We start from the raw sequence: 18,990 nt of genomic DNA on the forward strand, positions 1-18,990 counted from the left end.
TCATTTTATTTGTACACACGCTTTTAGTTTTGGGACAGCCTGCAAGGGGTACTTTCATTTTTTGAGCATGTCATTCGAAGAATTTCATGTGCGTTTTCTTGTATTCTGATTATTTCACCATCTTTCAATTCGATGGTAGTGTTAGCATATTTTGCAAGATTCTGGTCATGAGTGACCATTATGATCGTTTTCCCCTCCTCCCTCCAGAATCTGTGAAGCATTTCAATGATATTTTTTCCAGTGACACTATCGAGCGCACCGGTAGGTTCATCTGCCAGGATAATTTCCGGATCTGTTACCAGGCATCGTGCAATTGAAACTCGCTGTTGTTGTCCCCCGGAAAGCTGGGAAGGCCGGTGATGAATTTTATCAGCTAATCCCAGGAAAGCCAGAATTTCCTTGGCCCTTTTGGAAGCTATCTTATCATCGATTTCCTGGAACTCTAAAGGAAGCATGACGTTTTCAAATGCAGTCATGGTCGGGATCAGGTTATATTGCTGAAAGATGAATCCAATCGTCTTTCCCCGAAATGTTGCCAGATCTGATTCGCTGAGCTGGCTGATATCCTGGTCTTTTAATAGTATCCTGCCTTTTGAGGGGATATCCAGACATCCGATCAAATTCATCATTGTTGATTTCCCGCTCCCTGATGCACCGATAATGGCAACAAAATCACTTTTTTTAATCTCTACGGTTACTCCCTTCAAAGCGGGAACTTCGATTTCTCCCATTTGGTAGATCTTCCAGACATCTTCCAAATGGAGGAGTACACCATTCTCATTTTCTGGTAAGTTCTGATTTTTTGTCATATTCAGTCAGACTTTTCATCTGTTACATTCAGCGAATTAAGTCAATATTCTCATGGTATCGATTGATCTAAAAAAAATAAGAAGAAAAAGGATAATTAGGTTACCTTCCTCTTCCGGATTGTCCGGACATTTTATGTTCGCCAAATCTGCCGGGCAATCCAAGCTGTTCTCTAAGCTCTGCTACTGTTTCGTAATCTCCGTCCAGTTTTGCCTGATGAAGTTGGACAAGCATTTCAAAGTCATCCTCATTCTGGATATTTGATAACACTGGCAAATTCTCTGCTGCTACTTTAAAGGCTTTATAGTCTCCAGCCTCAATAGCTTGTCTCTTGTCTTCTCTATGCTCTCGCATTTCAGACCTGGCCTCATGCCTCTCTACACAGTCGTTGAAGTTTTCCTCTGTCAATTGGTTCGACATAACTTCTTTCCAGGCTTGGTAGTTGTTTGTTTCAATGGCATTCACAATATCTTCCCTGCTTTCAGAATCCATTCCAAATACATTTCCTCTGTAAGCTGATGCTGTTCCTAATGCTGCCAAAATTATCATCAGAGCCAGCACACCAAAGAACTTCGTTCTTTTCATTTTATTTACACCTCAAAATACTACATTATCAAAACCTGCTTATAAGAACAAAGAAGGTAAAATGTACACTTTACATCCACCTTTTTTATTAATGTTCAGATAGAATATTAGGATATATGCCTCCGTTTCATCTAATCGATCCCACAAGGCTGGCTGTAGAACTTGTCTACACACTTATTGTTGTATTTCTTTGCTTTGCGATATATTATAAAACCAGGGAAATATTTGGTCTGACAAAGCATGAAGGGATAAAATATTTTAGAATAACGTTCTTATTTTTTGGATTCGCCTATATTTCCAGATTCATATCCGTTTTATTAAAGTTAATGGTAGTAACATTTGATATTTATTTCCCGATACACATATTTGGAATTTTTCCCCTGGTTTTTATCGGATACTTCAGCACAATGGCTATTCTTTCATTGACGTATAGTATACTATGGAAAAAACTGCATACCAAGCATACTTTTTTATTATTTAATGTCATTGCCGTTCTAATATCAGGTATTGCATTTTTTTCGAGATCACCATCTATTCTGATATTAGCACAGGCAGTATTGCTCATTTTTACATCAATAATTATTGCCCGCTATATTTTCAGCAATTTGAGAAAAATCTCCAGGCTTTATATTTTATATATTTTGTTTTTCCTGTTCTGGATAGTCAATCTAATCGCATTGAGTCCAAGAAGATTGCTTCCATTTGAGATACAAACTGTATTTCAGGTTATATCGATTGCAGTGATTGGGATTATCTATTATAAAGTGGCCAAGTGGACATGATGAAGCGTAAAAGAGATCGTTTGGAGGTGATATATGACATATTGAAGATCATTAGACATTATAATAATTCCATTAAGCCTACACCCCTGCTGAGATATTCAAATCTATCATCACAGAGTTTTTCCGAATACTTAAGTGAATTATTGGACAAGGGATTTATTAAAGAAATTATTGACGAAAAAGGAAGGAAGTTTTTTACATTGACAGATAAAGGATTTGAATATCTTGAAAAATACAAATTAATTATCGGTTTTATTGATGAGTTTGAACTATGACCATTTTTTAGTAAAACTTATTTTTTCCGTCCCCTTCTCCTTAAAGTCACTATCTACCATCGCATTTTGGGAACTTTGGGACACGACCCATCGTAAAACCCGAGACTTTTTAATTTAATCTGATAAAGCATGATAAATGGATTATGGCAAAGAAGATCAACCACAGAGAGCACAGAGCGTTATTGTTTTCTTGATTTCTTTTCAGTCAAATTAAGATAATTCCCATTGGATACTACTTCCTCACCACTTCTTCTTTCCAGTTCTTCTCTTGCCACTCCTGCAACTGTCTCGCCTTCTTTTGCAGCATCTTTGTTCTCATCAAACCCGACCGCATCCTTATTTCTGGCTATTTTCGTCTTATTCTGGCTCCCTCGAAAACAATGAGTGCGTCTTTGGAATCCATATTCTTTCACCTTGATGATGTATTCTTTTATGTAAGAGGTATGAACTGGAAAAAAAGGTTAGGAGTGAGCGGGGTGAAAGTAAGATTTTGCAAAAATAAATAACAATCCACTCTGATTGTCGGTTTCTGGTTAGGGTGCGAGGTATCTACTGCGTGTTACCATTTAACTTTTTTTGTCCCTTCCCTGCCAGTTGCTTGAAGTTCTCACCAGTCACCACCGGTTTGCCGGCCTGGGCTTCAATGTCCTTGCGCGTTCTGCCTGCCACCGCGCCGCCGTCCTTGGCATCTTTCTTCAGCGGTTCAAATCCCTGCGAATCCCGGTCTCGATGCAGTTAGGTGGTGGTTGCTTCACCCAGCATGGTCAGGATCAACTCGATATCGGTCATGTGGTCGCGCAGGTTTTCCCGTTCCAATCCCTTGACTTGCTTGTATTCCTCAACCTTCAGGTCAAAGGCGCCATGCATGATTTCATTTGTCAGAATGGCATATTCAAGGGAGGTACTGGAGCCACGGTTCTTCCATTCGTCAGTCAGATCCTGCCGGACAGCAATGCCACGCAGACGCTTGTCGATCCATTCTTTGGGATAGCCTTTCTTTTCGTAGAGTTCCTGCATCCGTGCCATGGCAAGTTCGGGGTTTTCGATCTCGTCAATACGCTCCTTGCCGACACGCGCCAGCCAGCGTTTGAGCGGTTCCACCCTGGGCGAGGGGATAGACTGGATGATACGGAACAAGGTCTCGGTGTTGGCGCAGTCGGTCAATCGCATCTTCCCGTCTGTAGCGAGCATTTTCAACTGTACGATTTTTTCGGACACTTCAGTAAATCCTTCAGAAGCAAGCTTCCTTTTGAGATCGCTCCAATATCTCTTTGGAATGCTGCTTTCAGTCAGGACTTCCACAATATCAATAACAACAAACCACCATTGTCCATCATGGAAAGCTTTTCGTATATGCTTTCCTTCAAAAACTGCCAGCCTATTTGTCTTTTCTGTGCTCATGCCTGATACCTCCTTTTGACTTTGGCACTGTTGGCAAAGCCTTGCATTCCGTCCGCAGGGGTCATTATCAAACGTACGATTTTTTCGTACGCTTCGATTTTCAGTTGTCCGATTTTTTCAGACAACTCAAAACCATCCTCCATAAGCTTTTTTTCAAATCAGACCAGCATTTTCTTGGTCTCCCACTATTTGTAATAGCTTGTATGACATCAACAACTGAGAAATACCATTGTTCATCGTGCTAGATTCTTCTTATTTTAGCACCCTTAAAAACTACAAGTGCATCATTTGAGTCCATGTAATTCCACCTATGGGGACAATCTTATATTGTTAAGTGGTTGTCAAGAATTAAAAGGGCTAGGTGAGCAGGGTGAAAGTAATCTAATTAATTATATTTTCTGAATCCATCTCATTTCCCCTCATTGACCCCTTCGACAATCTTTATCTCTCCTGGGGTCAGGTCATATAGTTTGTAGACGAGCTGGTCTATTTGTTTTTCAAATCCTGTTTTATTTTCAAGTTTTCTCTTTTTAGATCTGGAATGTCCTTTTGCACTACTTGCCATGTCAACTCCAGATCAATTCCGAAGTATTTATGGATAAGGACATCTCTCATGCCAGCTATATTTTTCCATGGAACATCAGGATAATTGCTCTTAACCTCGGCAGGTAAATTCTTAACAGCTTCCCCTATTATTTCTATTCTGCGAATAATCGAATCCTGAAGTTGAACAGATTCAATGAAATCGCTGATCGTTTTATTTGCTGTATAGTTTTCAATAAGTTCAATACTCTCTAAAATATGTTCAATAAATACTTCGGGTTCTTTTTTCATAATATCACTTCCTGTTCGCGAAGTATCCTGTCCTTTAGAAGAGGATGCAGAGAATTGTATGTAAGGATATCAACCTTCCTTTTCAGCATCTCTTCGAGTTCTAATTTTAAGCCTACAAGGTCAAGCAGACTTTTTTTCCCTTTGAATTCAACGAGAATATCTATGTCGCTTTCATCAGTCAATTCTCCTCTTACAACTGAACCAAAAAGGGATGCACGTTTAACATCATTCTGCTTGAGTGCATTGAGGATTTTCTCTGTTATTTCGATTATTTGTTCATTCATTTATGTAACCTTCTTTTTGATTCATTTTACGTCCCTTTATTGAAATTCTCAACGATGGCGATCTCTTCGGGGGTCAGGTCGTAGAGTTTGTATACGAAATGGTTTTTTTCGATGTTGTATGTTAGATTCATTGTTTAATCGTTTGCGCTCAATTAAAACGGACGCGCCCATTTTTAATGGGCATTTGCTCATAATATACACCGCGCCCTTTTGCTTTTAATTTATCCCAATGCGCTTTTTCTCTTCAGGTTCTTTCAGATAATTTTCACCCGTTATTACGTTCTGTTTTGTTTTTTGTTCCAGTTCCAGACGGGCGTTTTTTGCAATCGTACCGCCATCCTTTGATGCCTTTTTGTGCTCATTAAATGTTTCGGGATTTTGTGTCCGTTCAATCTCACTCGTAGATGCTTCCCCAAGCATTGAAAAAATGAGCTCCAAATCAGTCATGTGGTCTCTGAGATTTTCGTTTTTTAAGCCCTTGAGCTTTTTATATCCAGAAGGCGTTAATCCGAAACTGGCTTTTGAAATTTCGGCAGTGAGTATTGCAAATTCGATATGTTCATTTATCCCCTGTTTCTGCCATTCGTCAGTCAGGTCCTGTCTTACGGCAATACCTCGCAGTCGCTTGTCTATCCATGATTTTGAGTAACCTTTCTGCTCGTAGATCTCTTTCATGCGCTCCTGTGCAAGTTCAGGATCTTCTATTTCCTTGATCCTTTCAAAACCGACTTGAGCAAGCCATCGTTTAAATGGTTCTGCTTTAGGGGAAGGGATTGACTGTATTATCCTAAGTATTGTTTTAGTGTTCGCACAGTCAGTTTTCCTTAGTTTGCCATCTTCAGCAGGCAATTTCAACCGGTGACAATTTGTCACCACTTCGCTACCTTCTTCTCTAAGCCTTTGGCTTAGTTTATTCCAGTACTTTCTTGCTTTTTGAGCATCATCCTGCTCAGTCAAAGCTGCGGCTATATCGACAACAGAAAAAAACCATTCTTCATTATGCCAGAGCCTTCTTATTTTCTTATCCTGAAAGACGATCAATGATTTTTCCGAATCCATCTCATTTCCCCTAATTGAACCCCTCGACAATCTTTATCCCTTCGGGGGTCAGGTCGTAGAGTTTGTATACCAATCATTTAATCTAGCTTTCCAGTTATAATTATGATTGATTAATCCTTGATTTGTTTATTTAATTTCTTTTCAGTTAAGTGAAGATAATTCTCATTTGAAACAATGGATTTTCCTGTTTTTTGCTCTATTTCTTTCCGTGTATTCTTTGCGATAGTTCCACCTTCAAGAGCAGAATCTTTGCATTCATTAAATCCCTGCGAATCTTTTGATATTGTGATATCTGTGGTTGCTTTTTCGCCAACCATTGCAAGGATCAACTCCCAGTCAGTCATATGGTCTCTAAGGTTCTGGTTGTTTCTTTTTAAGCTTTTGAATTTTTTATATTCACCGACTGTTTTGCCAAATGTTGCTTTTGATATCTCATTCGTGAGGATCGCAAAGTCTTTTTGCTCCTGAATGCCCCTGAATTTCCATTCATCTGTCAAATCCTGCCTGATTGCTATGCCCCTGAGTCTCTTTTCAATCCAATCCGCAGGGTACCCTTTAAGTTCGTAATAGTCCTTGACCCTGTCCTGTGCAAGTTCAGGGTTTTCTATTTCCTGTATCCTTTCATATCCCACTTTTGCAAGCCATCTCTTGAAGGGTTCAGCTTTTTTAGAGGGGATGGACTGGATAAGTCTAAATGCGTTTTCTGTATTAACGCAGTCTGTATTGTAACATTTGCCATCAGAAGAGGGTAATTTCAGTTGTAAACAAATTGTTAACAACTGAGTGTCTCTCTTTTTCAAAACCCCCCAGTACTGTCTCGGACTGCCACTTTCTGTGAGTATCTGGATTATATCAACCACTGAGAAAAACCACTGGTCGTCGTGCCACGTTCTCCTTATTTTTGCACCCTCAAAAACGACAAGCGCGTCTTTTGAATCCATGTTCTTTCACCTTGATGATGTATTCTTTTATGTAAGAGGTATGAACTGGATAAAAAGGCTTGGAGTGAGCGGGGTGAAAGTGAGATTTTGCAATAATTATTTGATGCTGCGTTTTTCTGAATTTATGGTTTTTGTTTATTATGATTTCCCAATGCCCTCCTTTTGCAGGACCTAGCCGCTTAAGGTACCCTTTTTCCTTTAATGTTGTAATATTCTTATCAATAAAACTTGGTCTGATGCCAATGGTTTCGGACATTTCTTTTTTGGAGATAGATGGATTATTTTTTATTAGGTCCAATATCATTTTTTGTTTATCAGTTAATTTTTCGACCTCCCTGACCCATGTTTTTACCTCCCTTCCACTAATTTTCTCCACATATTTTCCTGCACCATAAAATATTGCTTTGAAAAAGCCATTGTAATCCTTGAACTAGTGTCGAGTCAACCTTCAAGTGTCAGATTATGAAGGGCATAGGGCACAATTCTAAAATCAAATTATTTCAATAATAATATTAGACGCAGATTTACACTGATACATTCACTTCCGCGGGAAGTGAATGCCTGCTACGCCTTAAGGGCGTGCAGGTTACGCAGATGCAACCTTAAATCTGCGTAAATCAGTGTAAATCTGCGTCTTAAAAATAACTGGGAAATGGAACAGTGTCAGATAATATATCTAGCGATATTGTATGGTTGACTCGACACTAGGGCCGTGGTAGACCTTTTTCTTTGATACTATAGATGTCTTTCATCCGTCTTTAAGCCAGCTCAGGGTCTTCTATCTCCTGCACCCGTTCATAACCGACTTTAACGATCCATCCCTTGAACGGTTCGGCTTTTGGGGATGAGATGGACTAGATTATCTAAATGCTCCCTCTGTATTTTCACAATTCATTTTCTGCTTTCCACCTGCTGTATCTAAAGCAAGGGCATGTACAATTTGTACCCACCCTTTGCAGCGATTTCTCAAAACAACACCATAACCTTTATTCTCCAATTCACCCTACTCTCCTCAAAAAGTCGTGATCCCAATGCCTTCCCACAAACCCACCATTCTGCTGTTCAACCCAATGCCAGTAAAACACCAGGTAGCCATACTCAACAAGAAGACCACATCCCTCCAGGTCCCACTCTCCCTCCTTGCACTCGCCCGCATGGTGAAGCAAGACTTTAACATTAGCATTGTCAACGCCGTGACCGATCTAGATTATACCGGACAGATACCGGATGCCTGCCAGGACGCCCTGTGTTTTGCCGTCAGCAGCATGACCTGCTACCAGATCAGGGACGGCCTCAATGTCTGCGCAGCTGTCAGGGAGCAGTATCCGGACCTGCCTATCATCTGGGGCGGGTACCACCCATCCCCTCCTGCATAAGCTAAAAGTACCATTAAAAATAATTCTACGCTGATGCTCAAAGTGGTAAATGTGGTTATCACTGCCGACCTTGGCATACTATTGGATCTGGCAGATATTGCAACAAAACTCGATGTACCATACAATCCAAGGAAATTTGACGGTGTAGTCTATAGGAAAGAGCGCCCAAGATCCACTACGATTTTTTTAAAGAACGGTAAAGTCATATGCAACCTGAAAAAAATCGAGGACATTAAGAAGTGGCAGCCTGTTTTTGAAAATATTCTAAAAATAGTTGACATTGAGCATGCTGGAATTGAGATTGAAGTACAGAATATCGTCACAACTGCAGACCTGGGAGGACCCCTTGATCTAACACACCTGACAGTACTGCTCGGACTTGAAAATGTTGAGTATCATCCCGAAAGTTTTGTCGGGCTTGTGTACCGTGTACCAAAATATAATGCCACGCTTATGATATTCAGGACAGGCAAGGTCAATATTTTAGGCACAAAAAAACCGGGAGACGCAGAACATGCTTTCAATAAATTACGAAACATCATAAAAAACGATTAAATTAGAAATGTATATCGGGAAGTTAGGTATTCTAACTCTTCATGCTCCAGATATTACTCCTGGGCAGTGCCCTTGCCGGGCTCCTTGCATTTTTGGCAGGTATATTTGAGAACGAAGACTCTGATGCCGGTTCTGCCAGCAACCCAAACTCACAGGTACAACTGGCACCCCAGATTGAACACCTGCACAGGTATTACAACAAGGCCATAGCAGGCGAGCCCCCCCAGAATGCCCTATGGGCGGCACTGGCTGCAACAGTAGCTTACATTTTATATACACGCATAGGACTAGACCCGGTACCAGGAGTTATTCTCGGTGCCGTGGTCGGAGCGCTCATTGCAGCAATGTTACAGGGAATGTACGGCAGTCTTGCCCACATATCCCGCATCGCCAGCATGAAGAACTTCAAGCAAATGCTCTACTGGGACTGCCTGCTCTCTCCCCTGCCCCTTTCTATGGCATATACCTTCCTCACCGCCCTGTGCCTGACCCTGCTGTCCTTCGTCATCCACGGTCTGCTTGGCAGCCCCTTCCCTGTCCCTCTCATAGCCATGTTCCTCGGGTTCACCCTTGGTGCCATCGCATCTTCAACCGGCGATGTTCATTACGGGGCAGAGCGGCTGTACCAGCACTACAAGTTCGGGTCAGGCATTGCCATATCCAAGCAGGGGGACATTGATATAAAAGGTGAATACGGCTACCGCAACTCTGTGGACACGCCCTACTTTACCCTGCGCTTCGGCGGACCTGTGACAGGACTTACCTTCGGGCTGCTCATATTCATTGACGCCCTCTCCAGGATATCCGGCAGTGTGTGGACTTCCGTCATCCTTGAATTTTTAATAATCGCACTCATACTTATCGTCATAATCTTTCTTGAAAAATACACGCGGGACCGCTACGGTCCCTTTGAGGAGGGGAAATAAATGGACCCTTTCTCTTTAATGTTATTCATAATCGCAGGCGGCGTGCTGGTAGGTGTATGCGTACATTTCATCCCTGCCAGTGCAGTGGGTGCCATGTCCGCATCCACAGGTATTGCCACAGGCCCTTCCATGCTCTCATTCGGCGCAGGACTTACCGGCATCCTGTCAGCGTCCTTTGCCCTTGATTCGGGTCCGGTTGCAATGCTGGCCTCAGGAGCTGCCGGTTCGGCACTGATGATAGTCCTGACCATACTGGGCGGCAACCTGGTGAATGCCTTTGGCACAGGCGTACCCCCTGTCTCAGGCCAGACCGCCAGCGGGCAGTCACTGCTTGGCAGCAGCACAAAAGACGTGATCACAGGATGGGAACAGAAACCCTTTGTTACTCCAGGCACAGACGGCCACGGCATGCCCGCACAAACTGCAATAAGCGGCATCATTGGCGGAATATTGGGAGGAGTAGGAGGTGCCATGGTGTTCCTGGGAGTACATTTCCTGATCGTACCAATAAGCCAGGAAACAGCAGCTTTTTCCGGGATGGTAGCAGCAGGCATATTCCTCATAAACTGCGTACTGCCTGCATATACCCTTGTGGGAAAGACCGAAGGCATGTTCGACAGGAAGATGCTGACAATCCCAAAAACATTCCTGTCATGCCTTATCGTCAGCACATTCCTTGCACTAATAATATACTCGGTATCAACATATGCATCAATGGGGGCGGTCTGAATGAGTACGGAAACCCCTGGAACATCGGGTGGTCCTCACATCCAGTCCCACAAATTATTCATAGTTTCAATGATCACAGGACTGGCAGCCATCTTCCTTCAAGGATATACGGGTACCTATGTCTTTATTTTAATTCCACTTATCTGGCCTGCGTTCATAGGCAGCGCCAACGGCGTGCGCAGCCTGGCAAGCTACGGCCTGGGCACTGGCACCTCGTCCATAGGGTACTGGGGAACGGCGGTAGGTGCAACAGCCGTATATACCGGAATGCTGCTGGGAATGAATCCTATAGTTGAGATTGCCATAGCCCTGGCAGGCGGTGCCATCACAGGCATCTGTGCCCAGAAGATCATCAAGATGAGAATCCCAGTAATGATAAGGGAAAGCGCCATACTGGCAGCATCCACAGCCGTGATAATCAGGTTTCTTGCAGGACTGTTCCCTGAACAGGTGACCCTGTTATACCCGCTGTTGTATATTGCCGTGACCCTGGCTGTCCTGCACCCGTACAACGGCAGCATGGGAGCCGGTGAGAACCAGCGCAGAACACTATGGCTGTCGGGTGTGGAAGCATCCATGACCACAGCAGTATTCGGACTTGTACTGCTGCTCATGGCCCCTTCCCCGACAAATGCCGGGATAATTCTGGTAAGTGCCCTGGGATTTGCAATATGTATCAGGGGCTGGTACCGCATGGTGAAAAATGAAATATATGGAATGTCATGGACAGGTTTCCCGCCTGCCGAACATTGAGGTGCCAGAATGTATGCTATAATAGACCAGGATGAAAAGATTGCCCTTGACCCATATAACGGCATCATTGCCCAAATGGACGAAGAGCATGTGCTGGCTAATCTAGCTGTCGTATCTGACCGGATAGATGCTCTGGAAGAGGTTGCCAGAGACCTTATGCTCTCTCTTGACCCCAATACCACACCCCTAATCTCTTACCCCAACCGGGAAGGCATATACCTGAATCTGGGCAAGATCACCAACCTTGTATACGGCCTTATCCTTGGACTGCTCATCAGTGCCATTGCTCTTTATATCCTCTATGGGGGTGACCTGTGATGGGTTCCACTGTACCCAACTGGCCCCCTGTCTCTGGTGAATACATAGCAGGTGACCCTGAATCTCAAGCAGCAGTTATCACCCTTGCCAGTGAACTGGACAAGGAACGCCTGACACAGCACTGCGCCCTGGTTGGTTCCATGAAGACCGAGAACATCGGTATAGAGAAAGTGGTGGCCAATATTGTTTCCAACACCAATATACGGTACCTGCTGGTATGCGGCGCAGAGGTTCACGGCCACCTGTCAGGGGATGCCGTTATGGCAATGCACCGCAGCGGCATTGATGAAGAGGGGCGCATTATCGAGGCAAAGGGCGCAATTCCATATATTACCAATATTGATATCGATACCATCAATATCTGGCGCAGCCAGGTGGAGGTAATCGACCTGATAAACGTGGAGGATATGGACCGTATCGTGCAGGCATTAGACGACCTGGCTCCCACAGATGAGTTCGAAGGTGAGCCGCTACTGATATCCTTTGGCGGCGCCGGTGAGACTGTTGAGGAAGGTATAACTGTCATGTCCCCGGAACTGGTCTCGCTGGAGGCCAGGATAAGGACCATAGAATCAGATGTCAAGGACCTGGGCAAGGTACAGAAGATCATGTCTGGCATGTATTCGGGGATGTTCCAGGGTTTTGTCATAGGTTTTGTGATAACGGTCATATTATTATTGTTGAGGCGCTTGATATGAAGGAGAAACAGACCATACCAGCTATCGGTATTCCGAATACCAGGGAGATCGACAGGATGGTTAAGGACATGGGGCGCAGGGTCATGATCATAGGCCGGGACCAGCGCACCTTTGCCGGGGTGGGCCATCCCGCTGCCAGGCTGCACCTTGTTGTGGGGCTCATGATTGGATTGCTGCTGTTGCTTTTGGGAGTGATCGGATATGGATTATGACACATTGATGGAGCGGCTGGATAAGATCGAGAACACTGTTGAATTCTCATCCGGCGAGATACTACAGCATAGGGGGACCATGATCGGCAGGTGGATTGGCATCCTTTACGGTATGGTGGCGGCACTGTTACTGGTCAACCTGCTGGGGATTTAGGTTTGAGGATATAGGTGATATTATGTTCAAGTATGCAAGGGAGCAGAAGGTAATCGAGATAGGCAGCGTGAAGATAGGGGGCAATGTGGGTGAGAATCCCACGGTATTGGTACCTACCATCTTCTATGATGGTCATAACATAGTGGACGTTGGGCATAACACCTTTGATGAGAAGAAGGCCGAAGCGAAGATCCGTGAAGTGGAGGAGGCAGGAGATAAGCACCACATACCTTACATCTTCCAGGTTGTGGGTCTGACCCCTGAGCTTATGGTCAAGGGGCTGGACTTTGTGGCCGACCATACCGATGCGCCCCTGATCATAGATTCTGCTGACCTTGAGTCAAGGATAGTGGGCCTGGACCATGTATCAGGGAACGGCTATGCCAGCCGTACTATGTACAATGCCATCAACATGATGATCGATGAGCAAGAAATTGCAGCACTTACCCGCTCAAAGATAGAGGCCACTGTCATACTGGGATTCAATATGCAGGACCCGTCGGTGAAGGCACGGACGGCTCTGCTGGAGGACGGCGGCGGTTTTGTGGATAAGGGGCTTTTGACCATTGCAAAGGAATGCGGGTTTGAGAAGATACTCTATGACCCCGGAGTGCAGCCCTTTGGTCAGGGCGCAGGTTCTTCATTCAGGCTCCTGTCTGTGGTCAAGGCACTGTACGGCCTGCCCACTGGTGTGGGTGCCCACAATATCCCAAGTTCATGGGCCTGGCTTCACAAGAATGCTGAAAAAGAGTACCGCAGGATAGCCGATATCTCGGCCAATACCATTGGAATTACAGCTGGCGCCAACTCGCTGTTCATAGGGCCGGTGGAGAACGCTAAATATGCGGCGCCTGCCGTTGCCATGACAGATATCCTGATGGCAGACTCATTGCAGGATTTTGGCATAGAGCATGCAGAGGACCACCCATACGAACTGGCGTGAGGTCTGGATATGGTACACTTTGGTATTGAGTTTTTGGCAAATGAAACTGCAGATACACTGGCAGATATGATACGTTTCTCTGAGGAGAACGGCATTGAATATGCCTGGATCACTGACCACTACAACAACCGTGACTCGTTCTCGCTGCTCACATACATCGCGGCAAGGACCACATCCATTAAACTGGGGACAGGTGTTACGAATCCATACACACGGACAGCCCCGCAACTGGCCTCAGCCATTGCCACTGTGGACGAGACTTCGGGGGGCAGGGCTGTGTTCGGTATTGGCCCTGGCGATAAGATGACATTTGAGAACCTGGGTGTTAAGTGGACTAAGCCCTTGCAGACCGTCAGGGAGACTGTGGAAGTGGTGAGGCGGCTTACGTTGGGTGAACCCGTTTCATTTGACGGTAATGTTATCTCGATAAAAAAGGCCAAGCTCGATCTCGGCAGCCGTTCAGTCCCTGTATATATCGGTGCCCAGGGTCCTGGAATGCTTAGGCTTGCGGGCGAGATAGGGGACGGCGCGCTGGTGAATGCCTCCCATCCCAGGGATTTTGAATTCGCAGTTAAGTTGCTGAAGGAAGGGGCGGCTGGCCGGGACTTCTCACAGTTCGATGTAGGGGCGTATACGAGTTTTTCAGTGGCTGGGAACAAGGATGAAGCCGTAGCTGCTGCCAGGCCTGTGGTAGCATTCATCACGGCGGGCTCGCCGCCCGATGTGATAAAGCGACACGACATACCAGAGGAAGATTATTCAAGACTCACATCGGCTTTTAAAGACGGGTTCAAACAGGCGGTCAGGGCCGTGACAGATGATATGATCTCAGCCTTTTCCATCTGCGGTACTCCTGATGACTGTATCGGGCAGATACATGACCTGACAGGTGCGGGAGTAACGCAGGTTATCCCTGGCTCTCCCCTGGGTCCTGACAAGAAAAAATCCATTCAATTGATCGGTAAGGAAATAATCCCTGAATTTAAGGAAGAATAAATATGACAAACCTAATAGAAAAGGTAGTACAGGATGCCATTGCGGCACAAAAAGCATCGATTGACATAATCAAGGCTAATCGGTATAATGATTTTACACTGGAGCAGACCAGGCCATTCGTTGAAGTGGTCAGGAACTTTGAAACCCATCCTGACCAGTCCCGGGAGGCCATGGCACTCTACCAGCAGTCGGTCCTTATCCACTTTGACGTTCTTACTTCCCTGACCGACACGGTCAGCGCCTTTGACTGTGCCTTTTTAGAATGGCAGCAGACTCCCATCACCCTGGATATTTTGTATGAACTGGATAAGGGTTTTCGCAGCGCAGTGGATGTATTCATCCAGACCATAGAGGAGTCGGATGACATCATTGGCCTGGAAGCGACCCGTGTCCACAATGGTTTTTATGGCATCATCTCATCCAAGGATTTTGCGGCCCTGCCAGGCAGTACATTTAATGTGCTGGCCCAGATCATTGCCCGGACCCCCATTGATAAGAAATACAAACAGGCCATACTGGCTGCGAAATCCTGGGGATTGAACGGGATATACGTGTTCGGCGACATCTACACCCGGACCCTGAAGGAAACCGGGAATGTTGCAAAGGCCATACAGGAAGAAAAGCGTTATCTCAAGTGGGTGTGGGATGAGCCTTCAAAGTGTATGCTGGACCTTATGGGGCAGCTTGGGCATAAGTCGTATGACCGGTTCGAGTACTTCAATCGCTATGATAAGAAGTTCAGGCCTGTGGTGGAAGCGGCCTTTGATGCGGGTGTGCATCCTGCAAATATTGTGATGCTGCCAACCCATGTAGGTGATATCGGGCACCATATCGGCTGGTCATATTACAAGCTGTGCAGGGACGATATGTGCATGGCAATACTGGAATCCGTATCACAGACCGTCTACAATACCCTGGCATCTGCCCTTGCAGCCGGAAAGATCAAGAGCCCATTTGATGTGGCATCTATAGCCACAGGCGCCAGCGGGGCTGCCATGGCACATATCCTGGCATGGGATGGTTTCACTCCTGATATGATACAGGATATGATGCAGAAGCGGTTCAGCAATTATATAATGACACACCCTTACGACCGTTCCATGGTGGGGGAGTTGCATGTGAACGATTTCCTGGATTTCACCACACGTGGACAGAGGATCATCACACCCAAACCCAGGGGTGGCGGCGGTAAGGTTATGGGCGTGCCCGTAGACCTGGAGCCTGTCAGTACAAACCCTGAACTGAACAATCCACAAATGTATGCCTATCCCTTCACTGCGATTACGGTGAGGGCAACTGCACTGATGCGGTTCATAGACCAGCCCTGCCTGCTTGCACCCGAACCCCCCAGTATCGTGGGAATAGTGAATGCTACGGCGCTGAATCCTGATGAACCGATGGCACCCGTGCAGATGTGCAAGAACTGTGCCACAAGCAGGTTCCTGCCTGCCAAGTGTGATTATTGTTTGTCGCCCACGTTGAATTCGGTGCTGTAGAGGATATTAAGCACGGTATGCATCCGCTTACCACTCTTGAGGACTGGGGTGACTTTGACCAGTTCGACTTCAAGGCAGCTTGGATGCCGCAGGAATACTACGACCTGGTGCTGGAGTTTAGGGATGCTATGCCGTGGAACTCGGGCTGCGACTTCGATGAGTGGTGTGAATTCTATGAAAAAGTGAAAGAAAGACTTTAAAGGATTATCAAGCTACCAATCTTACAATCCTGACTTAATCTGGCTTGTTTTGCATCCATCTCTTCTAACACAACCTCAACTTTTCCACCAGACTTCTCCTGCACAAGAGTAACACATATTCCCTCCAACTCCTCATTATTCCAGGATTTTTGATATTTTCCTGCAGGCCTTTTCCATCTCCACGATCACAAGACCTATATTCATCCCATCCCTGAACAGTGAACTAAGTATTGCGAGCTTACCAGCTTCCATGATTATGGTTATGGCATCAGGTGACCTGATAATAAGCATATTTGGCGGATTTTTTTGTATCTCTTCCATAACGGTTTTAGCTGAACCTATAATAGTTGCTGTATAAGCACCCAAAAGTGCTTCAGGTATATTTTCGGGCACATCTGAAACCATGACAAGACCCTGGTTACTTGAAATGACCGATGCCTCGATATCACCGGTATTTTTTAGTTCTTTTAGTATCTCACGTAGAGAATCCTGAATATTTGCCATGATCCTTATTCTTCCCAGAACTTTGGTTTTATTACAAACCTGCAGACATCATCTCCCATTGCCTGGCAACTGACCTCTTCGCATACCATATCTTCCTTATTGAATACCACTTCCATATATCCACACATGAAGCCTTCCAGAAAGTAACAGACAGGAGTGTCGCTTTTTCCGGTATGTATCATAGCCTCAACACTCTTTATCACTGTACAGGTTATCTCCCGCTGGTTAACAGATAATTCAATATCTCTCAGAATTAGCCAGCCATAACGGGCAAATTGTTGAGTGGTAGCGCTGATTATTTCATCAGTTGTTTCACATTCCCACTGCCTGATAACAACAAGTGCGGAGTTCTTTCCTGCATCATATCCTGATGTATAGAACATCGGTCTGGCGCCTTTTCCCAATGCATCTAATATCCCTTTATGAAGCGATCCAAAAGTTGATTTTGACATCACTATCACAGGGACACCGCTTATGGTTATATTGGCGTTATCATCATCCAATTCGATTAATAACACCTCATCTATGGCCTTGATAGAATTCACCCCATTAAATTGCAGATTACAATAAGAGATAATTATATTTTTTAATTGAAATGATTATCATTTAAAGAAATGTTACTATCTGGATATCAATTTCTAAAACATTGTAACATAATGACATGACAAGTTACTTATCCACACTGTAGTTCAGGCCGCACTCGTTGCATAAGTAAGTGATCACTTCTTTGCCCTTGGTACTTTTCCTTACAGTGGATTCCATCCAGCTGCCACAGGTAGGACATTTCTGGTCGAACAGGGAATGATCTTTTTTTTCCATGTTCCCTCATCACCTGCCCATTTGTTTGTGTGCCCGCGCCAGGTGTCCTGCAGCCTGGGCACCTATCAGGGATATCTCACCTGCCAGTGCTGCTGCTCCGATTATCTCGGCAAGTTTTTTAGCATTTGTACCTGGTGGTTCTCCTGCTCCTGCTACTCCCAGCATTTCAAGGCACTCGCGCTGGGTGGCAATACCTGTACCCCCACCCACCGTACCCACCTGTATGGCAGGCAGCGTCACACTGCAGTACAGGTCACCTTTATCTGTAAGCTCCATGCTGGTGATAGCACTGCTGGCCTCTACCACATGGGCCGCATCCTGGCCGCAGGCAAGGTACATGGCTGCAACAATGTTTGCCACATGTGCGTTAAATCCTGTACTTCCGGCCCTGGCTGAGCCCAGCAGGTTCTTCTTGTAATTGACCTTCGCCATTGATCCGGGCTCGGTCTTGAGCTTTTGCTCGACTACGTTTCCCGGAATGACCACATCTGCCACAACAGTCTTTCCCCTGCCCAAAATATTATTGATGGCAGAGGGTTTTTTATCAGTACATACATTGCCTGAGAGTGAAACCAGTTCCACATCAAGTTGACCTGTGATAAAATCGCAAATGGCTTCAGATGCAATTGTTGCCATGTTCATGCCCATGGCATCCTTGGTATCGAACCTGAACCTGAGATACACATTGTTCCCTGCCACAAAGGGCATTACGTCAAGCAGTTCCCCGAACCTGGTGGTTTCGGATGCCTTTGCCTTCATGGCCTCGAAGTTCCCAGGATCATTGACCCAGTCAACGAACTCCCTGGCCCGGACCACATCTTTTACTGTGAAAACGGGTGCACGGGTCATACCGTCATTGAAAATCCTAACATTGGTACCGCCGCATGCCGAGATTACCGAACAGCCCCGGTTGGTACTGGCTACCAGTGCCCCTTCTGTGGTGGCCAGGGGTAAGTAATAATTCCCGTCTGCATATTCACCATTGATAGTAACAGGCCCGCCTATTCCAAGAGGTATCTGGATTGCCCCGATCATGTTTTCAATATTGCGTTTTACAGCTTCTGTTTCATTGATGGAGAATCTGCCCACGTTATCAAGTTCTGTACCAGTTATGCGAGATGCGGCTTCTCTTCTTATGTCCACTGCTTCCCCGACATCCACGAACTGGTCAATGGCATGGAGCTTCATCTCTCCTTTTACTACCTTTTGTATGATCTCCTCTTTTGACAACCCCTTATCCTGGTTCATGCAAATACTGTTGTGCAATAATCTATTTAACTTTGGCGAAAACCGACATTACTGGTCTTCAGGGATACCTGGAAATGGCTTAGATCAAATAGACT

General features: G+C 45.2%; 27 protein-coding genes and 1 pseudogene. 14 read left to right on the forward strand and 14 right to left on the reverse strand.

The window, feature by feature from the left end; translation table 11 throughout:
• Positions 1 to 23: 23 nt before the first annotated feature.
• From HF974_02630 to HF974_02640, 3 genes are all read right to left on the reverse strand, one after another.
• Positions 24 to 809, reverse strand: coding sequence for an ABC transporter ATP-binding protein (locus HF974_02630; protein ID MBC2697234.1), 786 nt, complete (start codon positions 807 to 809; stop codon positions 24 to 26).
• 100 nt (positions 810 to 909) lie between these two features.
• Positions 910 to 1,392 carry a hypothetical protein gene (locus HF974_02635; GenBank protein ID MBC2697235.1) on the reverse strand — a complete coding sequence of 161 codons (483 nt, stop codon included), beginning with the start codon at positions 1,390 to 1,392 and terminating at the stop codon, positions 910 to 912.
• Between the two features lie 346 nt (positions 1,393 to 1,738).
• Entirely contained in the window at positions 1,739 to 1,957 is a 219-nt protein-coding gene (locus tag HF974_02640) for a hypothetical protein (GenBank protein MBC2697236.1), read from the reverse strand.
• 216 nt (positions 1,958 to 2,173) lie between these two features.
• Between HF974_02640 and HF974_02645 the strand changes: the two genes are divergently transcribed.
• On the forward strand, positions 2,174 to 2,449 hold the full coding sequence (locus HF974_02645; protein MBC2697237.1) for a winged helix DNA-binding protein: 276 nt from the start codon (positions 2,174 to 2,176) through the stop codon (positions 2,447 to 2,449).
• A 179-nt stretch (positions 2,450 to 2,628) separates the two neighbouring features.
• On the opposite strand, the gene HF974_02650 is transcribed toward HF974_02645, so the two are convergent.
• The 7 genes and pseudogenes from HF974_02650 to HF974_02680 all read right to left on the reverse strand — a co-directional run bounded on the left by HF974_02650 (position 2,629) and on the right by HF974_02680 (position 7,344).
• On the reverse strand, positions 2,629 to 2,862 hold the full coding sequence (locus HF974_02650) for a hypothetical protein (GenBank protein ID MBC2697238.1): 234 nt from the start codon (positions 2,860 to 2,862) through the stop codon (positions 2,629 to 2,631).
• Between the two features lie 136 nt (positions 2,863 to 2,998).
• Positions 2,999 to 3,850: pseudogene (locus tag HF974_02655) on the reverse strand (Bro-N domain-containing protein).
• Between the two features lie 486 nt (positions 3,851 to 4,336).
• A complete protein-coding gene (locus tag HF974_02660; GenBank protein MBC2697239.1) occupies positions 4,337 to 4,684 on the reverse strand; it encodes a DUF86 domain-containing protein in 348 nt (115 codons plus the stop codon).
• Entirely contained in the window at positions 4,681 to 4,968 is a 288-nt protein-coding gene (locus tag HF974_02665; GenBank protein ID MBC2697240.1) for a nucleotidyltransferase family protein, read from the reverse strand. The genes HF974_02660 and HF974_02665 overlap by 4 nt, the downstream gene beginning before the upstream one ends.
• A gap of 216 nt (positions 4,969 to 5,184) precedes the next feature.
• Positions 5,185 to 6,027, reverse strand: coding sequence for a Bro-N domain-containing protein (locus tag HF974_02670; GenBank protein ID MBC2697241.1), 843 nt, complete (start codon positions 6,025 to 6,027; stop codon positions 5,185 to 5,187).
• Positions 6,028 to 6,137: 110 nt separating this feature from the next.
• Positions 6,138 to 6,968 (reverse strand): Bro-N domain-containing protein, encoded by an 831-nt coding sequence (locus HF974_02675; GenBank protein MBC2697242.1) that lies wholly within the window; start codon positions 6,966 to 6,968, stop codon positions 6,138 to 6,140.
• Positions 6,937 to 7,344, reverse strand: coding sequence for a winged helix-turn-helix transcriptional regulator (locus HF974_02680; protein MBC2697243.1), 408 nt, complete (start codon positions 7,342 to 7,344; stop codon positions 6,937 to 6,939). The genes HF974_02675 and HF974_02680 overlap by 32 nt, the downstream gene beginning before the upstream one ends.
• Positions 7,345 to 8,038: 694 nt before the next feature.
• Between HF974_02680 and HF974_02685 the strand changes: the two genes are divergently transcribed.
• The 13 genes from HF974_02685 to HF974_02745 are packed head-to-tail and all read left to right on the forward strand — an operon-like array spanning position 8,039 to position 16,324.
• Positions 8,039 to 8,344 carry a cobalamin B12-binding domain-containing protein gene (locus HF974_02685; protein MBC2697244.1) on the forward strand — a complete coding sequence of 102 codons (306 nt, stop codon included), beginning with the start codon at positions 8,039 to 8,041 and terminating at the stop codon, positions 8,342 to 8,344.
• Between the two features lie 33 nt (positions 8,345 to 8,377).
• Complete coding sequence (locus HF974_02690; GenBank protein ID MBC2697245.1) at positions 8,378 to 8,899, forward strand: TATA-box-binding protein; 522 nt, start codon at positions 8,378 to 8,380, stop codon at positions 8,897 to 8,899.
• Positions 8,900 to 8,940: 41 nt separating this feature from the next.
• Positions 8,941 to 9,825, forward strand: a complete 885-nt coding sequence (gene mtrE / locus HF974_02695) for a tetrahydromethanopterin S-methyltransferase subunit E (GenBank protein ID MBC2697246.1) — start codon at positions 8,941 to 8,943, stop codon at positions 9,823 to 9,825.
• Positions 9,826 to 10,554, forward strand: coding sequence for a tetrahydromethanopterin S-methyltransferase subunit D (gene mtrD, locus HF974_02700; protein MBC2697247.1), 729 nt, complete (start codon positions 9,826 to 9,828; stop codon positions 10,552 to 10,554). It abuts the gene before it with no gap.
• Entirely contained in the window at positions 10,555 to 11,307 is a 753-nt protein-coding gene (mtrC, locus tag HF974_02705) for a tetrahydromethanopterin S-methyltransferase subunit C (GenBank protein MBC2697248.1), read from the forward strand. It begins immediately after the preceding gene.
• A 9-nt stretch (positions 11,308 to 11,316) separates the two neighbouring features.
• Positions 11,317 to 11,625 carry a tetrahydromethanopterin S-methyltransferase subunit B gene (gene mtrB, locus HF974_02710; GenBank protein ID MBC2697249.1) on the forward strand — a complete coding sequence of 103 codons (309 nt, stop codon included), beginning with the start codon at positions 11,317 to 11,319 and terminating at the stop codon, positions 11,623 to 11,625.
• A complete protein-coding gene (locus HF974_02715; GenBank protein MBC2697250.1) occupies positions 11,625 to 12,323 on the forward strand; it encodes a tetrahydromethanopterin S-methyltransferase subunit A in 699 nt (232 codons plus the stop codon). The genes mtrB and HF974_02715 overlap by 1 nt, the downstream gene beginning before the upstream one ends.
• On the forward strand, positions 12,320 to 12,535 hold the full coding sequence (mtrF, locus tag HF974_02720) for a tetrahydromethanopterin S-methyltransferase subunit F (protein ID MBC2697251.1): 216 nt from the start codon (positions 12,320 to 12,322) through the stop codon (positions 12,533 to 12,535). Before HF974_02715 ends, mtrF begins: the two co-directional genes overlap by 4 nt.
• A complete protein-coding gene (gene mtrG / locus HF974_02725) occupies positions 12,525 to 12,689 on the forward strand; it encodes a tetrahydromethanopterin S-methyltransferase subunit G (GenBank protein ID MBC2697252.1) in 165 nt (54 codons plus the stop codon). The genes mtrF and mtrG overlap by 11 nt, the downstream gene beginning before the upstream one ends.
• A 22-nt stretch (positions 12,690 to 12,711) precedes the next feature.
• Complete coding sequence (mtrH, locus tag HF974_02730; protein ID MBC2697253.1) at positions 12,712 to 13,632, forward strand: tetrahydromethanopterin S-methyltransferase subunit H; 921 nt, start codon at positions 12,712 to 12,714, stop codon at positions 13,630 to 13,632.
• A gap of 9 nt (positions 13,633 to 13,641) precedes the next feature.
• On the forward strand, positions 13,642 to 14,628 hold the full coding sequence (gene mer / locus HF974_02735; protein ID MBC2697254.1) for a 5,10-methylenetetrahydromethanopterin reductase: 987 nt from the start codon (positions 13,642 to 13,644) through the stop codon (positions 14,626 to 14,628).
• A gap of 2 nt (positions 14,629 to 14,630) precedes the next feature.
• Positions 14,631 to 16,124 carry a DUF2193 family protein gene (locus tag HF974_02740; protein MBC2697255.1) on the forward strand — a complete coding sequence of 498 codons (1,494 nt, stop codon included), beginning with the start codon at positions 14,631 to 14,633 and terminating at the stop codon, positions 16,122 to 16,124.
• Positions 16,091 to 16,324, forward strand: coding sequence for a hypothetical protein (locus tag HF974_02745; protein ID MBC2697256.1), 234 nt, complete (start codon positions 16,091 to 16,093; stop codon positions 16,322 to 16,324). The genes HF974_02740 and HF974_02745 overlap by 34 nt, the downstream gene beginning before the upstream one ends.
• Positions 16,325 to 16,459: 135 nt before the next feature.
• On the opposite strand, the gene HF974_02750 is transcribed toward HF974_02745, so the two are convergent.
• The 4 genes from HF974_02750 to hmgA all read right to left on the reverse strand — a co-directional run bounded on the left by HF974_02750 (position 16,460) and on the right by hmgA (position 18,895).
• Entirely contained in the window at positions 16,460 to 16,828 is a 369-nt protein-coding gene (locus HF974_02750) for a hypothetical protein (GenBank protein ID MBC2697257.1), read from the reverse strand.
• A 5-nt stretch (positions 16,829 to 16,833) separates the two neighbouring features.
• The gene (locus HF974_02755; protein ID MBC2697258.1) at positions 16,834 to 17,373 is read right to left on the reverse strand and encodes a hypothetical protein; all 540 of its coding nucleotides are present in this window, start codon (positions 17,371 to 17,373) and stop codon (positions 16,834 to 16,836) included.
• Between the two features lie 124 nt (positions 17,374 to 17,497).
• Positions 17,498 to 17,647: a hypothetical protein gene (locus HF974_02760; protein MBC2697259.1), complete on the reverse strand. Its 150-nt coding sequence runs from the start codon at positions 17,645 to 17,647 to the stop codon at positions 17,498 to 17,500.
• 9 nt (positions 17,648 to 17,656) lie between these two features.
• Positions 17,657 to 18,895 (reverse strand): hydroxymethylglutaryl-CoA reductase (NADPH), encoded by a 1,239-nt coding sequence (gene hmgA / locus HF974_02765; GenBank protein MBC2697260.1) that lies wholly within the window; start codon positions 18,893 to 18,895, stop codon positions 17,657 to 17,659.
• Positions 18,896 to 18,990: the final 95 nt, after the last annotated feature.

The sequence above is a fragment of the ANME-2 cluster archaeon genome (genome assembly GCA_014237145.1).
Classification (GTDB): Archaea; Halobacteriota; Methanosarcinia; order Methanosarcinales; family Methanocomedenaceae; genus Methanocomedens_A.

What these genes read in the sequence shown, in the direction of transcription:
- mtrC (MBC2697248.1), top strand. Translation starts at nt 10,555, where the DNA reads ATGAGTACGGAAACCCCTGGAACATCGGGTGGTCCTCACATCCAGTCC.
- hmgA (MBC2697260.1), bottom strand. Translation starts at nt 18,895, where the DNA reads ATGAACCAGGATAAGGGGTTGTCAAAAGAGGAGATCATACAAAAGGTA.
- HF974_02675 (MBC2697242.1), bottom strand. Translation starts at nt 6,968, where the DNA reads ATGGATTCAAAAGACGCGCTTGTCGTTTTTGAGGGTGCAAAAATAAGG.
- HF974_02750 (MBC2697257.1), bottom strand. Translation starts at nt 16,828, where the DNA reads ATGGCAAATATTCAGGATTCTCTACGTGAGATACTAAAAGAACTAAAA.
- HF974_02640 (MBC2697236.1), bottom strand. Translation starts at nt 1,957, where the DNA reads ATGAGCAATACTGCCTGTGCTAATATCAGAATAGATGGTGATCTCGAA.
- mtrE (MBC2697246.1), top strand. Translation starts at nt 8,941, where the DNA reads ATGCTCCAGATATTACTCCTGGGCAGTGCCCTTGCCGGGCTCCTTGCA.
- HF974_02670 (MBC2697241.1), bottom strand. Translation starts at nt 6,027, where the DNA reads ATGGATTCGGAAAAATCATTGATCGTCTTTCAGGATAAGAAAATAAGA.
- mtrD (MBC2697247.1), top strand. Translation starts at nt 9,826, where the DNA reads ATGGACCCTTTCTCTTTAATGTTATTCATAATCGCAGGCGGCGTGCTG.
- mtrB (MBC2697249.1), top strand. Translation starts at nt 11,317, where the DNA reads ATGTATGCTATAATAGACCAGGATGAAAAGATTGCCCTTGACCCATAT.
- HF974_02760 (MBC2697259.1), bottom strand. Translation starts at nt 17,647, where the DNA reads ATGGAAAAAAAAGATCATTCCCTGTTCGACCAGAAATGTCCTACCTGT.
- HF974_02665 (MBC2697240.1), bottom strand. Translation starts at nt 4,968, where the DNA reads ATGAATGAACAAATAATCGAAATAACAGAGAAAATCCTCAATGCACTC.
- mtrH (MBC2697253.1), top strand. Translation starts at nt 12,712, where the DNA reads ATGTTCAAGTATGCAAGGGAGCAGAAGGTAATCGAGATAGGCAGCGTG.
- mtrG (MBC2697252.1), top strand. Translation starts at nt 12,525, where the DNA reads ATGGATTATGACACATTGATGGAGCGGCTGGATAAGATCGAGAACACT.
- mer (MBC2697254.1), top strand. Translation starts at nt 13,642, where the DNA reads ATGGTACACTTTGGTATTGAGTTTTTGGCAAATGAAACTGCAGATACA.
- HF974_02645 (MBC2697237.1), top strand. Translation starts at nt 2,174, where the DNA reads ATGAAGCGTAAAAGAGATCGTTTGGAGGTGATATATGACATATTGAAG.
- HF974_02630 (MBC2697234.1), bottom strand. Translation starts at nt 809, where the DNA reads ATGACAAAAAATCAGAACTTACCAGAAAATGAGAATGGTGTACTCCTC.
- HF974_02660 (MBC2697239.1), bottom strand. Translation starts at nt 4,684, where the DNA reads ATGAAAAAAGAACCCGAAGTATTTATTGAACATATTTTAGAGAGTATT.
- HF974_02740 (MBC2697255.1), top strand. Translation starts at nt 14,631, where the DNA reads ATGACAAACCTAATAGAAAAGGTAGTACAGGATGCCATTGCGGCACAA.
- mtrF (MBC2697251.1), top strand. Translation starts at nt 12,320, where the DNA reads ATGAAGGAGAAACAGACCATACCAGCTATCGGTATTCCGAATACCAGG.
- HF974_02685 (MBC2697244.1), top strand. Translation starts at nt 8,039, where the DNA reads ATGCCAGTAAAACACCAGGTAGCCATACTCAACAAGAAGACCACATCC.
- HF974_02635 (MBC2697235.1), bottom strand. Translation starts at nt 1,392, where the DNA reads ATGAAAAGAACGAAGTTCTTTGGTGTGCTGGCTCTGATGATAATTTTG.
- HF974_02690 (MBC2697245.1), top strand. Translation starts at nt 8,378, where the DNA reads ATGCTCAAAGTGGTAAATGTGGTTATCACTGCCGACCTTGGCATACTA.
- HF974_02715 (MBC2697250.1), top strand. Translation starts at nt 11,625, where the DNA reads ATGGGTTCCACTGTACCCAACTGGCCCCCTGTCTCTGGTGAATACATA.